This is a genomic window from Archangium gephyra, from assembly GCF_042230915.1.
Lineage (GTDB): Bacteria > Myxococcota > Myxococcia > Myxococcales > Myxococcaceae > Archangium > Archangium gephyra_B.
This window is the reverse complement of record NZ_CP102578.1, coordinates 375,320-388,490: the sequence shown is the minus strand read 5'-3', so window position 1 is coordinate 388,490 and position 13,171 is coordinate 375,320. Positions and strand designations below refer to the sequence as shown.

The 13,171-nt window shown below is 70.9% G+C and carries 12 protein-coding genes; 2 read left to right on the top strand and 10 right to left on the bottom strand.

Features of this window, described 5'->3' with window-relative positions; genetic code table 11:
* Positions 1–63 precede the first annotated feature (63 nt).
* From NR798_RS01615 to NR798_RS01595, 5 genes are all read right to left on the bottom strand, one after another.
* Positions 64–795, bottom strand: a complete 732-nt coding sequence (locus tag NR798_RS01615; protein WP_375769607.1) for a M90 family metallopeptidase — start codon at positions 793–795, stop codon at positions 64–66.
* Positions 796–846: 51 nt separating this feature from the next.
* Entirely contained in the window at positions 847–1,374 is a 528-nt protein-coding gene (locus NR798_RS01610) for a DUF6232 family protein (RefSeq protein ID WP_375769606.1), read from the bottom strand.
* Positions 1,361–1,789, bottom strand: coding sequence for a hypothetical protein (locus tag NR798_RS01605; protein ID WP_375769605.1), 429 nt, complete (start codon positions 1,787–1,789; stop codon positions 1,361–1,363). The genes NR798_RS01610 and NR798_RS01605 overlap by 14 nt, the downstream gene beginning before the upstream one ends.
* A gap of 139 nt (positions 1,790–1,928) precedes the next feature.
* Complete coding sequence (locus NR798_RS01600) at positions 1,929–3,596, bottom strand: right-handed parallel beta-helix repeat-containing protein (RefSeq protein ID WP_375769604.1); 1,668 nt, start codon at positions 3,594–3,596, stop codon at positions 1,929–1,931.
* Between the two features lie 81 nt (positions 3,597–3,677).
* Positions 3,678–4,196, bottom strand: a complete 519-nt coding sequence (locus NR798_RS01595; RefSeq protein ID WP_375769603.1) for a hypothetical protein — start codon at positions 4,194–4,196, stop codon at positions 3,678–3,680.
* Positions 4,197–4,435: 239 nt separating this feature from the next.
* Between NR798_RS01595 and NR798_RS01590 the strand changes: the two genes are divergently transcribed.
* Entirely contained in the window at positions 4,436–6,184 is a 1,749-nt protein-coding gene (locus NR798_RS01590) for a hypothetical protein (RefSeq protein ID WP_375769602.1), read from the top strand.
* A gap of 14 nt (positions 6,185–6,198) precedes the next feature.
* On the opposite strand, the gene NR798_RS01585 is transcribed toward NR798_RS01590, so the two are convergent.
* The 4 genes from NR798_RS01585 to NR798_RS01570 all read right to left on the bottom strand — a co-directional run bounded on the left by NR798_RS01585 (position 6,199) and on the right by NR798_RS01570 (position 11,547).
* On the bottom strand, positions 6,199–6,588 hold the full coding sequence (locus tag NR798_RS01585; RefSeq protein WP_375769601.1) for a hypothetical protein: 390 nt from the start codon (positions 6,586–6,588) through the stop codon (positions 6,199–6,201).
* An 81-nt stretch (positions 6,589–6,669) separates the two neighbouring features.
* Complete coding sequence (locus tag NR798_RS01580; RefSeq protein WP_375769600.1) at positions 6,670–8,016, bottom strand: FG-GAP repeat domain-containing protein; 1,347 nt, start codon at positions 8,014–8,016, stop codon at positions 6,670–6,672.
* Between the two features lie 53 nt (positions 8,017–8,069).
* Positions 8,070–9,440, bottom strand: a complete 1,371-nt coding sequence (locus tag NR798_RS01575) for a sigma-54-dependent transcriptional regulator (RefSeq protein ID WP_375769599.1) — start codon at positions 9,438–9,440, stop codon at positions 8,070–8,072.
* Positions 9,430–11,547 (bottom strand): nitrogen regulation protein NR(II), encoded by a 2,118-nt coding sequence (locus tag NR798_RS01570; RefSeq protein WP_375769598.1) that lies wholly within the window; start codon positions 11,545–11,547, stop codon positions 9,430–9,432. The genes NR798_RS01575 and NR798_RS01570 overlap by 11 nt, the downstream gene beginning before the upstream one ends.
* A 276-nt stretch (positions 11,548–11,823) precedes the next feature.
* Here NR798_RS01570 and NR798_RS01565 point away from each other — a divergent pair, with 276 nt between their 5' ends.
* Positions 11,824–12,123, top strand: a complete 300-nt coding sequence (locus NR798_RS01565; RefSeq protein ID WP_375769597.1) for a hypothetical protein — start codon at positions 11,824–11,826, stop codon at positions 12,121–12,123.
* Between the two features lie 7 nt (positions 12,124–12,130).
* Here the strand turns inward: NR798_RS01565 and NR798_RS01560 are convergent, their stop codons facing one another.
* Positions 12,131–13,054, bottom strand: coding sequence for a PLP-dependent cysteine synthase family protein (locus NR798_RS01560; RefSeq protein WP_375769596.1), 924 nt, complete (start codon positions 13,052–13,054; stop codon positions 12,131–12,133).
* Between the last annotated feature and the right edge of the window lie 117 nt (positions 13,055–13,171).

The following is a 13,171-nucleotide window of genomic DNA, read 5'->3' as shown; positions in this document are numbered from 1 at the left end:
GGCGTACCCGCACGGCCCCGAGGCGAGCGGCAACCCAGGCGCCTCGCCAGCCCGTTGGAGCTCCTACGTTTCGGGCGCTGGATCCCACCCGTAGAAGCGCTGGAGCTCCGCGTAGAGCTCGGGCGTCTTCTCGCGCATCTGCCGCGGCTTCTCGAAGAAGGACTCGGTGGCCACGGCGAAGAACTCGGCCTCGTTGAGGCCGCCGTAGTCGTCGAGCACCTGACGCTCGGGGCGCTGGCCCTGGCGCAGCTTGAGGAAGTGCTCGCCCATCACCGAGGCCCACGCCCGGTAGTGCGAGTACTGGCGCAGCTGCGGCGTGCCGTCGAAGGCCCCATCCTCCCGGTCCAGCACGTGGGCGAACTCGTGCGTGGCCGTGGCGTGCCCGTCATGGGGATTCGCGAGGCCCGCCAGCACCGACTGCCACGAGAGGATGACGGTGCCCCAGTTCTTCGCCTCGCCGAGCACCACGCCCGTGCGGTCCGGAATCCGGAAGGCGTCCGGGTAGACGATGACCTCGCGCAGCCGGTCGTAATAGGAGAGGTCCAGGTGCACCACCAGGCGCACCGCCGTGGCCGACACCACCACGCGCACCTCGTCGGTGATGGTGAAGCCGCCGGCCCCGATGAACTCCTTCTCCCAGGCGAAGACCTTGAGCTGCTCCAGGAAGCGCTGGCGCGGCTCGGCGGGGAGCTCGCGGAAGAAGGGAACGCGCCGCTCCAGGTAGCCGAGCCACTCGGGAGGGAACGGGCGGCGCAGCAGGTGGCGGCGCCGAAGGGTGCGGAAGAGGCCGGGCATGCACGCCAGCGTAGACCCTCACCCCGGCCCTCTCCCAGGGGGAGAGGGAGTTCAGCGCACCAGCACGAGCCGGCGCACATGCACCGGGGGCCTGGGCTCGGGCCGCTCGAGCACCTCGCCGAGGGCCTCCACCACCCGGGCGAAGAGCTGATGGTCCTGGCAGCGCAGCACCTGGCGCTCGCCATCGGCGGTGCGCACGGTGAGCCAGTAGGTGTCCGCCGCCACCACCAGCCGGACGATGGAGGCGAAGACGAGCACCATGGCCACCACCAGCGCGGCCGTCACCCGGAAGGAGCCCGGCTGCAGCATCAGCGAGGGCACCACCAGCGCCGCCGCCGCCCCCACCACCAGCGGGAGCTTGAGGCCGGGAGACTCGTGCCGCGTGCCGAAGCCGCGCAGTTCCTCCAGCCGCCACGAGCCGCCCGCGACCTCCAGGCGCTCGCTGGTGAGCCGGAAGCCCTCGGCCGCCACCAGCACCCGCTCACCCGAGGGGGTGAGGGGCTCCGGTGGGAGCGAGGGAACCAACCTCAACATGGACTTCGGATGCCGCGACCCCAGCCAGGACTCACGCTCCATCATCGTGCCTCCCGCGTTCTCCACTCATCCCCGGAGCCTCGACCAGGCGCTCCGGACCGCGCGCCCGTGGCGGCCCCACCACCACGCTGCGCAACAGCTCCTTCAGAGACTCCAGCGGTGTGCCGAGCGCGTAACAGCCCCGCGCGCCCAGACTCACCGCCAGCCGCCGCAACCGCTCGTCCTCGAAGGGCAGCAGCGCGAAGACAGGTGCGGGGCCCGCCTCATTCCCGGCCACCCCCAGCACCCGCGACATGCTGTCCTCCCGCTGCACCAGCGCGAGCACCACGTCCGGCCGCTCCGCCCCACCCCCGGGACGCAGGGAGATGCCCATGTCGCCCAGCACGTCGCTCAACAGCGAGCGCAGCGACTCGTCCGCGTCCGGCGCGAGGATGACGCAGCACGGCAAGGGGTGACGCATGGCGGCTCCTCTCCCTCTCTTCTCAGCAAGTCACATGCCTGTAGCCGCTCCCTCGGGAGCCCCCCGACGCATCGCGGCGCAACGTGGCACCGTGCAAGACCCCCTGGCGGATTGCCAGGGCCACCACCGCGGGGGTGGCTCAATGGATGGCCTGCGCCTGAGAGGCCGTGGTCAGCATCCCGCCGGACACCGCCACCGTCGCCGCGCCCGGCTGCGAGGACTTGAAATAGAAGGTCGCCTCCGCCTCCGGCTTCGAGAGGTCCACTCCCGTCACGGCGCTACTGGTGCAACCCGGGTCCGCGTGGAAGGTGACGCCGGGCGCCGCCGGGCCCGAGGCCGCCAGGGAGAACGTCCCTTCCGACGGCACGAGGTTGCCGTCCTTGTCCTGGCTCTGCACCGTCACCTTGCCCGAGCAGGTGCCGGTCGCGACGTCGTACGCGCTCGTGAGGAAGGTGAGCTTCGAGGCGGGATGGAAGGTGTACACGGCCACCGAGAAGGTGCGATCGGGCGCCGTGGCCGGGTCGTACCCCGCCCCGGAGATCTGGTTCGAGGTGATGACACTCCCCGTCGCGTAGTAGTCCACGATGGCGGCCTGATAGGCCGGGTTCGTCACCGCACCATGCTGGAGCACGTTGTTGGCGATCCGCGCACGCGCCGAGGCATCCGGCGGGTCGCCCGCGTCCTGGAAGAGGTAGATGCCGATGTCGTTGTCGGTGAAGGTGTTGCCCTCGACGACGAGCCCGGACACCAGGGGCGCGCCGGGGTCCACCTTGACCACGATGCCCGTGCCCGTGGCGCTGGCGCCGGTATAGGCATTGCCGGAGACCCTGTTGCCCGTCACCCGCGCCCGGGCGCCGTTGTGGACGAGGATGCCATTGCGCGCGACGGAGGCCACGGGCCCGCCCCCCTCCACCGTGTTGTCCGCGAGGGTCACCTCCACGGCGCCCGAGGCCACGATGCCGTTCTTCAGGAACGCCGAGACCCGATTGCGCAGCACCTCCACCCGGAAGGGGCCGCGGCTCGCGTCGCCGTTGCTCACCTCGATGCCGAAGCCGTCCTGACACCCGCTGTCGGTGCCCTTGAGGAGGCCATTCACCTCACTGTCCACGACTTCTCCCGAGGCGCCCTCGAGCCAGATGCCCCGGAGCCCCTCCGCGCCGAGGAAACACAAGTCCTTCAACCCACTGGCCGTCACGGTCACGCCGCGCACGCGCGCCGTGGCGCCCCGGTTGCGGATGACGGCTCCCTTGAAGGCCTGGCCCGGAGGATCCACCACCGTCACGGTGTGGCCCGCCCCATCGAAGGTGTAGCCATCCGGGATGAGCAGGGTGGCGTCCGTGGTGCAGTCGGCCGCCAGCGACAGGCGCCCATCCTCGAGCGAGAACAGACACGGAGGCCGCGTGCAGGTGGGGCCCGTCCAGCTGACCGGGAAGGAGTGGGAGGTGCTGAGCCCCTCGGCGCTGGTGACCGTCACCGTCACCGTGGGCGTCGCACCCTCGGGCAGACAGGAGGGAGACACCCAGAGGGCCTCGTTGCCACCGGTGCCACTCGCCAGGGTGCCCACGGTGCCCGCGGTCGTGGTCCACGCGTAGGACAGCGTCCCGCGAGAGACGGTGGCGGTGACGCCCAGGCGCAGCACCTCTCCGGGCCCCACGGAGACCGTGGACGTGGACACCGCCTCGATGGCGGGAGGTGCCGCGGGCGGGTCATAGGTCACGAGGGGCGCGCTCAGCTCGTCACACCCCGCCCCTCCGAGCGCCAGTCCCACGACGAGCAGCGACAACTGCCTCACATCCACTCGGCTCATGCGCACCCGGCTCCCATTCCAGACTCGGAATGAGCGTCACGATACCGGTGGGCCCTCGCCGCTCGAACCCGCGGCCCCGGCTCAGCGCGGGCGAGTGACCAGCTCTGAACGCCCGATGGGCTCGAGGCCCCGGGCCAGGAGCTCCCTGGCGGCCAGGACGGACACGCAGTCCTCCGTGCTGTGGATGTCTCCATAGAAGGAGAGCAGCGTGGCGGGCTGCACCACGCGCACGCCGCCCGCCTCCACCGAGGGCACGTGCCTCACGAAGACATCCAGGATGACCTTGGCGCCCTCGGCGTACTTCGCGTACCGGTAGAAGTGCGTGGAGGTGGCGTCGAAGCGGCTCCAGCTGCGGTGGAAGCCCCGCTCCGTGAGCAGTTGCACCAGCTCGGGAAAGCGCCCGGGCTCCACGAAGAGGTCCACGTCCTTGTGGTCGTGGAAGATCTTCAGCTCCTCGTGGGGCGGAGCCATGAAGTGCCAGGCCCACCCACCGGAGAGGGTGACCAGCGGGGCGAGCGCCCGCAGCTCGGCCTCGGCGATGCGGAGGCGGTCGAGGTTCCAGGGCTCGTCCGCCCGTTTCGGATTGCGTGGATCTCCCATGACGTCTCCTCCCGAGGTGCGCGGCAGAGGACGCGGGCAGCTCCACGAAGCTGACGGACCAGGATAAGCCATCCACGCAAGTCACGACCCCCAAGTCCTGCCCGCCTCCCGGCCGCGCTCTTCACGAACTTGTCCAACTGTTGGACAACTTTTGCGGTACCGCGCCCGGAGCGCTCCCCCTGCTTCCGAGATGAGGCCGAACCCCTGCGCGGATTTCTTCGGATGGCTTAGATAGGCCCATGGACACTCCTTCCCGGGGCGGGTGGCTCGCCTTCCCGCGCATCGTCTGGCTCTCGCTGCTGGCCGCGCTGGTGCTCACCCTGCCCACGGTGTGGCTCGGCTTCTTCAGCGACGACTTCGTCCACCTGCTCATCCTCGAGGGCTTTCCCGCTCCGGGGACGCCCTGGGACCTGTTCCGCTTCGCGGGCGGAGACCCCGCCATCACCACACCGCTGATGGACGCGGGCCCCTATCCCTGGTGGACGCTGCCCGAGCTGCGGCTGAACTTCTGGCGCCCCCTGTCGAGCGCGCTCGCGGTGATGGACCACCGGCTCTTCGGCCGCAACGCCGTGGGCTGGCACCTGCACTCGCTGGCCTGGTACCTGGGGATGGTGGCGCTCTTCGGCGCGCTGCTGCGGCGCTTCCTGCCGGGAGCCCTCGGGGCGCTCGCGCTGTTCCTCTTCGCCATCGACGGCGCGCACTTCATGGTGGCCGGGTGGATCGCCAACCGCAACGCGCTGGTGGCCGCGGTGCCCGCGCTGTTCGGCCTGTGGATGCACCTCGAGTGGCGCGAGTCCCACCGGCCCTGGGCCCTGCCCCTGTCGCTGGCCGGGCTCGCCGTGGGCCTGACGGGAGGAGAGAGCGCGCTGGGCCTCTTCGCGTACGTGCTGGCCTACGAGCTGCTCGGAGACCGGGGCGGCGTGAAGGAGCGGCTGCGGGCCATCGCCCCGGCGGCGCTGCTCGGGCTCGTCTACCTCGGGGTGTACAAGCTGCGCGGCTACGGCGCCTATGGCTCCGGCTCCTATATGGACCCGGTGGGCGAGCCCGGGCGCTTCCTCCTCGGGGCGCTGGCGCGGATTCCCGTGCTGCTCGGCGGGCTGCTGCTGGAGGTGCCCGCGGACATCTGGGTGGCGGGCGAACAGGTCCGTGCCCCGCTGGTGGCCGTGGGGCTGCTCGGGCTCGGGATGATGGGGCTGCTGGTGCGCGCCGCGTGGCCCTCGCTCTCCGAGGACGAGCGCCGGCACTGCCGCTGGCTCTTCCTCGGCGCGGCGCTGTCGCTGGTGCCGGTGGCCGCCACCTTCCCCTCCAACCGCCTGCTGCTCGTGCCGGGCCTGGGCGGCTCGGTGGCCGTGGCGCTGGTGCTCGTGTACGCGTGGCGCTCGCGGGCGCGTGGCTGGCGTCCCCGGGGCGTGGCGGCCGGTGCCGCCGTGCTCGCGCTCATGCACCTCGTGCTGGCCCCGCTGCTCTGGCCCCTGATGACGCTCGCCTTCCGGCAGGGCTCGGACCAGACGGAGTCGACCGTCCTGACGCTGGAGCGCGAGCTGGACTACCAGCGGCTCCCCCACCAGCGCCTGGTCGTCTTCCCGATACCGGTCCCCACCGTCGCCATGTACATCCCCATGGCCATGGCCACGCGCGGCATGCCCAAGCCGCTCGCCTGGTGGCCGATGTCCCTGTCACCGGAGCCACACGTGCTCACCCGCACGGGGCCGGACTCGCTCGAGCTCACGCTCACCCGCAACCAGTTCCTCACCAGCGAGTTCGAGACCGTGTTCCGCGGCCCGCGCCATCCGCTGCGCAAGGGCGCCCAGGTGAAGCTCCAGGGCATGACGGTGACGGTGCTGGAGGACAACGGCAAGGGCCCCACGCGGCTCGGCTTCACCTTCGACAGGCCGCTCGAGGACCCTTCCTTCGTCTTCCTGCGCTGGAAGGACGACGCGCTGCGCCCCTTCACTCCGCCACCCGTGGGCGAGCGCGTCGCACTCTGAGCGCCGGGGCGCCCTCAGTTCCTGCCCGAGGGCCCGTCCTCTCCCCCGAAGAGCGCATCGGCATCGTCGCCGAACAGCTCCTTCATCACCGCCTGCTGCTCCTCGAGGTACTGGGGCGAGTGGGTGTCCACCTGGAAGAGGAAGACGGACTCCCGGCCGCAGTCCTCACAGTCCACCTCCAGCCGGTCCAGCTTCAGGTGCCCGGGAAGCTCCGGGCTGGAGCTCACGGACTGGTTCACCAGGGACCAGCCGCCGCCACACTCGCACGCGTTGTCCCTCAGCCACGCGTACTCCTCGGACACCGCCGCCACGGGGATGTACCCCGGCGCTTCCCGGGACATGGCCCCGGAGGCCCCCTTCACACCCGGCTCATCCTTGCCGAACAGCCGCGAGAGAAAACCCATGGGCGGCTCCACCTTCTTGGACTGCGAGAATGGTCCGGAGGCTACCCGACGCCTCCGACACCCCGCCCTGGCTCCCGGTACCTACCGGCAGATACCCCACAGCAGCTGGATGCCGCTGCGGGTGAGCACGGCCATGTCCCGGACATTGTCGGCGTCGAAATCCGACACGAGCAGCCCCTGGAGCCCCACGTCCTCGGGCCATGCGGTGATCGGCACCTGCGGCCCGAAGGTCCCGCCGGACTGGCCGAGCAACAGACTGACCTGGTTGCCCGTGGCGCTCGTCACCAGCACGTCCGGCAGGAAGTCCCGGTTGATGTCCGCCAGCACCAGCTGCGACGGCGCCTTCACCACGGGGTAGGCCACGGCATCGTAGAAGCGGCCATTGCTCTGGCCCCGCAGCACCAGCACCTGGTTGCGGCTCGCGTCGGCGACCACCAGGTCCGCCACCACGTCCGTGTCGAGCCTCGCCGCCACGAGGCCCCGCGGCGTGCCGCCCGTGGACGTGAGGATCTGCGCCTGGAACGTGCCATCACCCTTGCCCAGCAGCACGCCCACCGACTGGCACGGGGTGCTCGACGACGAGCCGCAGGCCGTCTCATGGGTGAGCGCGAGATCCTCCTTGCCATCCCCGTTGAAGTCCTCGGCCACCAGCGCGTAGGCCCCCCCGGAGGCGCCATAGTCGGCCGCCGTCTGCAGCGTGCCGTCGCTCTTCACGGGGAACACGGAGACCACCTGCTCGCTCCCGCGCAGCAGGGCCACGCTCCGGGCGGTTCCCCCGAAGCCGCCCACCACCAGGTCGTTGAGGTTCAGGCCGAGCGTTCCCGTGGTGACCGGCGCCAGGAAGTCCCCATTGCCCTTGCCCCGGTATACGCCGAGCGAGGAGTCCCCGCTGTTGGCCACGAGCAGGTCCAGCGAGCCGTCTCCGTTGAGGTCCTCGAGCGCCACGGCCGTGGGCTCCTTGCCGGCCCTCCAGAAGCTGGGCGTCTGGAAGACGCCATTGCCGCGGTTGAGCAGAACGGCCACCGACTTGCCGTCGTTGTTCGCCGTGACGAGGTCATCGTCACCGTCCTTGTCGATGTCGCCGAGCACGATGTCCTTGGGGTCTCCGGCGAAGGGCAGCGTCACGGGGGCGAGGAAGCCGCAGTTGCCCGCGCAGATGACGCCGCCATCCGGACAGGGGCCCGCGCACGAGGCGCCGCTGGCGCACGAGGGCTTCGCCGCGAAGTTGCTGCCATCGCTGCGAATCACCAGCGCCCCTCCATCCGGGGTGCCCCCATCCCCACCCCCATTGGGATTGCCACCCGGCGGAAGGCCCCCGCCTCCTCCGGGAGGAGGCGGGCGCTCCGGCTCACAACCGGTGGACAGGACGAGCGCGGCGCTCAGCGCGCACACGAGGAAGGCGAGGGAGGAAGGACGTAGCGTGGACACGAGGCGTGGACCTCCGGTGAAGAGAGGTCCGCAGTGTAGACACCCGCGCGCGGCTACGCGCTGTTTCCGCTGCGCTCGCGCTCGCGGCGGTGGATGGTGGAGACGTCGATGCCGAGGATTTCCGCTGCCTTCGTCTTGTTGCCACCGCACTGCGCGACGACATAGGCGATGTACTCGCCCTCGAGCTGACGAAGGGGGATGAGCTGGCCCTGGGCGCGTGACAGCGGATGGGCATCCACCGTCACACCCGGTGCGTGGAGCTGGAGGGTGGGCAGGTCCACCGTCTCCTGCACCGTCACCACGGCGAGGCGCTCGACGAGGTTCTCCAGCTCGCGCACGTTGCCGGGCCAGGGCGCGGCGGCGAGCGTGGCGAGGGCCTCGGGGGAGAAGCCGGAGAGGCGCGCGCGGGGGTTGCGCTTGCGCGACTGGGCGACGAAGTGCTCCACCAGCAGGGGAATGTCCTCGCGCCGCTCGCGCAGGGGCGGCACGAGCAGCGGCACCACGTTGAGGCGGTAGAACAAGTCCTGGCGGAAGCGGCCCTCGCGCACGCGCACCTCCAGCTCCTGGTGCGTGGCGGCCACCACGCGCACGTCCACCTTGCGCGAGGCATCCGCGCCCACCGCGCGCACCTCGCCGTCCTCCAGCACGCGCAGCAGCTTGGCCTGGAGCTCGGGCGCCATGTCGCCAATCTCGTCGAGGAAGAGCGTGCCCCCGTCCGCCTCCAGGAAGAGGCCGCGGCGCGGCGTGGTGGCGCCGGTGAAGCTGCCCTTCACGTGGCCGAACAGCTCGCTCTCCAGCAGCGCGTTGGGGATGGCCGTGCAGTTGACGGCGACGAAGGGGCCCTCCTTGCGCGGGCCCTCGAAGTGCAGCGCGCGGGCCACCAGCTCCTTGCCGGAGCCGCTCTCGCCACGCACCAGCACCGGCGCGGGGGAGTGCGCCACGCGCTCGACGAGCTCGTACAGGGTGCGCATGGGCGCGCTGCGGCCCACCAGCGCCGCGAAGGCCGAGCGGTCCCCCACCGCCTGGCGCAGCGCCCGGTTCTCCTCGCGCAGCCGCCGCTCGGCGATGGCGCGCTGCACGTACAGCAGCACCTCGTCCAACCGGAAGGGCTTGGTGAAGTAGTGCGTGGCCCCGCGCCGCATGGCCTCCACCGCGTTCTCCACCCCGCCGAAGGCCGTCATGATGAGCACCGGCAGCGTGGGGTCCACCTTGCGCACCCCGGCCAGCACGTCGAAGCCGTCCACCTGCTCCATGCGCAGGTCGCACACCACCGCGTCCAGCACGCGCCCGCTCACCGCCGCGAGCGCCTCCTGCCCGCTGGTGGCCACGTCCACCGTGTAGCCCGCATCCGTGAGGTAGTCGGCCAGCAGCCGCGCCATCTCCACGTGGTCATCCACCACCAGCACTCGTCCCTCAGACGGCATGTCGCTCCTCGCTCGGCAGGGGCGTGGCGGGCCACCACAGCGTCACGCACGTGCCCTGGCCGGGCTCGCTCTCCAATTCGATGCGGCCCCCGTGGTTGCGGACAATCTGGGCCACCACCGTCAGGCCCAGCCCCGTGCCCTGGCCGCGCTTCTTCGTGGTGAAGAAGGGATCGAAGACATGGTGGAGGCTCTCCGGCGGAATGCCGCACCCGTCGTCGCGCACCGTCACCCGTACCCCGCTCCAGCCCCCTGGCTCGCCCGGCGCCTCCAGGTGCGCGGCGATGCGCACCGAGCCCCCGGGCTCGCACGCGTCGCATGCGTTGAGCGCCAGGTTGAGCACCACCTGCTGCAGCTGGTCCGGGTCCGCCGACAGCGGCGGCAGTCCCTCGGGCACCTCCACCTCCACCTTCACCTTGCGCCGCTCGGTCTCGCCGTGCAGCAGCTCCTGCGCCCCGCGCAGCAATGGCTCCAGGGCCACGCCCTTCACCAGGGCCGGCTGCACCCGCGAGAAGTCCAGCAACTGGCGGATGGTGCGGCTCACCCGGTCTATCTGGTCGATGATGACCTGCACGCCCGCGCCCTGCGGATGCTGCGCGCCCAGCTTGCCCAGCACGTACTCGGCCCGGCCGCGCACCACGCCCAGCGGGGTGCCAATCTCGTGGGCAATGCCCGCGGCGAGGATGCCCACGGTGGCGAGCTTCTCCGCGCGCAGCAGCTGGGACTCGAGCGCGTGCACGTTGCTCAGGTCCTCCACCACGAGCAGCACGCGGACCTCGGCGTCCAGGCGCTCCAGGGGCACGGCGTGGATGCGGTACTGGCCCTCCTGGCCGAAGAGGGACAGCGGCTCGCCGTGCAGGCTGAGGACGCGCTCGGCGGAGCAGGCGGCCTCCACCAGCGAGGAGAGCCGGTCCACCACGGCGGCGGGCGCATGGGGGAAGGCCTCGGGGAGCGAGGCGCCCACGGCGGTGGGAGACAGCCGCTCGCGCAGGGCCTGGTTGACGGCGGTGATGCGGCCGGCCGCGGAGAGCGCGAGGACGCCGGTGGGGATGTTGTCGAGAATCTTCTGCGTCTTCTCGTGCAGGTGGGCCAGCCGGTCCGCGTGGCGGCGGCTCTCCTGGAGGGCGACGGCGCGGCGCGAGGCGACGACGACGTAGGCGCCGAAGACGGCGAGGAAGAAGGCCACCAGGAGGGCGCCGAGCGCCACGCGCAGGATGACGCCGCGCTCGTGGGCCCGCAGCTCCTCGGTGGAGGAGAAGGTGGCCACGGACCAGTGGGCGCCGCCGCGCATGCGGATGGGCGTATAGGCGGCGATGACATCGGCGTCGCCGAGGCCCAGCAGCGCGGCCTCGTTCTCGGGGATGCGCACCGTGCCGCGCTCGCCCGCGCGCATGTGCCTCACCAGCTCCACATAGGCGGGGATGCTGCCGGCCTCGGCCTCCAGCCGCTTGTTCCAGTCGATGAGGGTGGGGGCGCTCGCCGGGGTGGGCACGCCGTACGCGCCGAGCAGCAGCAGCTTCGCCTGGGGCTGGGTGGCGATGAGCTTCAGGGCGGCGAAGGAGGGCTCGGTGTCCACCAGCACGGCGACCGAGCCCCCGGGCCCATCCTCGGAGGGCGCGTAGGCGGTGGCGAAGACGCGGAACCAGCCTCCGGGCGCGGCGGCCACGGGCGGCGAGGTGAGGATGTCCCCGGGCGTCCGGGCGAGCGCCTCGCGAGCGGTCTCGGTGAGGACGGTGCCCACGGCGCCGCGGGTGACGGCCGGGCCGGCGCGCCGGTCCATGATGGTGAAGCGCTGGGCGCCTTGAGCGTCCAGGACGACGATGGCCTTGTACTGGCCCACCACCTCCAGCAGGGCGAGCAGCTCGCGCCGGTGCTCGGTGATGGAGCCGGGCCGGGAGAGCAGCTCGCCGGCGAAGCGGAGGTCATCGGCGGCGTCGTCGAGCGCATCGGCCACCTCGCGCGCGGCGGCCTCCACCTGGGCCTTGCGGTCCGAGGCGAACTGGTCCACCAGCGCCGCGCGGTCCCTGCGGATGAGGTGCACCACGCCCACCACCACGCTGGCGAGCGCGATGCACAGCAGGAGCACGGAGGCGAGGGCCTTGCGATTCATGGGAGCCGAGGGGGGAGCCCAGTGTAGCCCGAGGCGCCGGACCCGGCAGGAGAGGTTTTACCTTCCCGTGCGCCCCGGCCGTCCGGGGAGCAGGCGCCCTCCGCCTCCCCTCCTCCCACTGCCTCGCCGCTGCCTCGGGAGCCACGCGCCCATCGCCCGCAACCGTTTGGGGGAAGCCATCGGCCGCCAAACCCGCTTGCCGCCGCCCCCTCTCTTTCGAACACACTTCCTGGCGAAGCTCTCACGCGTCGTGAGCTCAATCGCAGGGGGGACACCATGGGGCCGTTTAAAGAAGTGCTTCAGCTGGGGATACAGTTGTTCTTCCTTCTTCTCCTCATGGGAGCGGGAAAGCTCGTCAATCGAATCGCTGGGCGCCCGCTGATGAATGGAGCCGAGTGCTTCCTGGTGCTGGAAGCCATCTTGTTCGTGGGGGCGATTTTCCCATCCGCGATGCGGAACGATGCCTTCGGGATGGGGGAGGTCATCGGGGCTTTCATCATCCCGGTGGTGGTCGGCATCCATTACTCACGGAAGTTCGCCAACACCCGGCAAGCCCCTTCACCCGCCAGACCGTAGCGAAGCACTACCTCCGCCTGTACACATCGGTGCTCAGGTACTTCAGGCCGGAGTCGGCCATCAGCGTGACCACCTTCGCACCGGGCCCCAGCCGCTCGGCGACCTGGAGCGCGGCGACGACGTTTGCTCCGGAAGAGGTCCCCGCGAAGAGGGCCTCCTCCCGCGCGAGGCGCCGGGTCATCTCCTTCGCATCCTCGGTCTTGACCGGCAGGATCTCGTCCACGAGCGTCGCGTCCCAGAGCGGAGGGATGTAGCCAATCCCGACGCCTTCGATCTTGTGAGGCCCTGCCTGGCCGCCCCGCAGCACCGAGGACTCGGCGGGCTCGACAGCGACAATCTTGATGCCCGGCTTGTATCGCTTCAGCACGGTGGCGACCCCCCGCAGACACGCCGCCGTCCCCACGCAGTAGACGAAAGCGTCGAGCTCTCCCTTCGTCTGACTCCAGATCTCCTCGCCCAGCGCGGTGTAGCCCGCGATGCTGTCGTGGTTGTTGAGCTGGTCGGTCCAGTAGGTGTGGGGCTCCTGGCTGAACTGACGAGCCTTCTCGATCATGTCGAGGATCAGCTTCTTGGTGGTGAGGCCGCCCTCGCTCGGCACGAGCGTCAGCTCCGCGCCCAGCGCCGCCATCTGATCCCGCTTCTCCACGCTGAACGCGTCGGAGGTGACGATGCGGAGACGGTAGCCCTTGGCGGCGCAGACCCAGGCAAGGGAGGTTCCCGTGCTGCCCCCCGTGTACTCGACGACCGTGTCGCCCGGCTCGAGCCGGCCGTCCTGCTCGGCCCGCTCGATGACGGCCCGCGCCATCCGGTCCTTGACGCTGCCGGTGGGGTTCTCCCACTCGAGCTTCACGAAGATGTCCGCCCCCAGGGGTGGAACGACCTTGCGAAGCCGAACCAACGAGGTGTTTCCGACGGCTCCGAGAATGTCCATGGCTCTCCCTCCGTGCAGCGGATATCGGCGCCCGCGGCCGCTACCGCTTCGCCTGATAGGCGTTCGGCGCCTCACGGGCCAGTGCTGATTCTTGGGATGGAAGCCGGGCCAGCCCCT

Excerpts from the sequence above, each read along its gene's own strand:
- NR798_RS01615 (WP_375769607.1), bottom strand. The coding sequence starts at position 795 with ATGCCCGGCCTCTTCCGCACCCTTCGGCGCCGCCACCTGCTGCGCCGC.
- NR798_RS01610 (WP_375769606.1), bottom strand. The coding sequence starts at position 1,374 with ATGATGGAGCGTGAGTCCTGGCTGGGGTCGCGGCATCCGAAGTCCATG.
- NR798_RS01605 (WP_375769605.1), bottom strand. The coding sequence starts at position 1,789 with ATGCGTCACCCCTTGCCGTGCTGCGTCATCCTCGCGCCGGACGCGGAC.
- NR798_RS01600 (WP_375769604.1), bottom strand. The coding sequence starts at position 3,596 with ATGAGCCGAGTGGATGTGAGGCAGTTGTCGCTGCTCGTCGTGGGACTG.
- NR798_RS01595 (WP_375769603.1), bottom strand. The coding sequence starts at position 4,196 with ATGGGAGATCCACGCAATCCGAAACGGGCGGACGAGCCCTGGAACCTC.
- NR798_RS01590 (WP_375769602.1), top strand. The coding sequence starts at position 4,436 with ATGGACACTCCTTCCCGGGGCGGGTGGCTCGCCTTCCCGCGCATCGTC.
- NR798_RS01585 (WP_375769601.1), bottom strand. The coding sequence starts at position 6,588 with ATGGGTTTTCTCTCGCGGCTGTTCGGCAAGGATGAGCCGGGTGTGAAG.
- NR798_RS01575 (WP_375769599.1), bottom strand. The coding sequence starts at position 9,440 with ATGCCGTCTGAGGGACGAGTGCTGGTGGTGGATGACCACGTGGAGATG.
- NR798_RS01570 (WP_375769598.1), bottom strand. The coding sequence starts at position 11,547 with ATGAATCGCAAGGCCCTCGCCTCCGTGCTCCTGCTGTGCATCGCGCTC.
- NR798_RS01565 (WP_375769597.1), top strand. The coding sequence starts at position 11,824 with ATGGGGCCGTTTAAAGAAGTGCTTCAGCTGGGGATACAGTTGTTCTTC.
- NR798_RS01560 (WP_375769596.1), bottom strand. The coding sequence starts at position 13,054 with ATGGACATTCTCGGAGCCGTCGGAAACACCTCGTTGGTTCGGCTTCGC.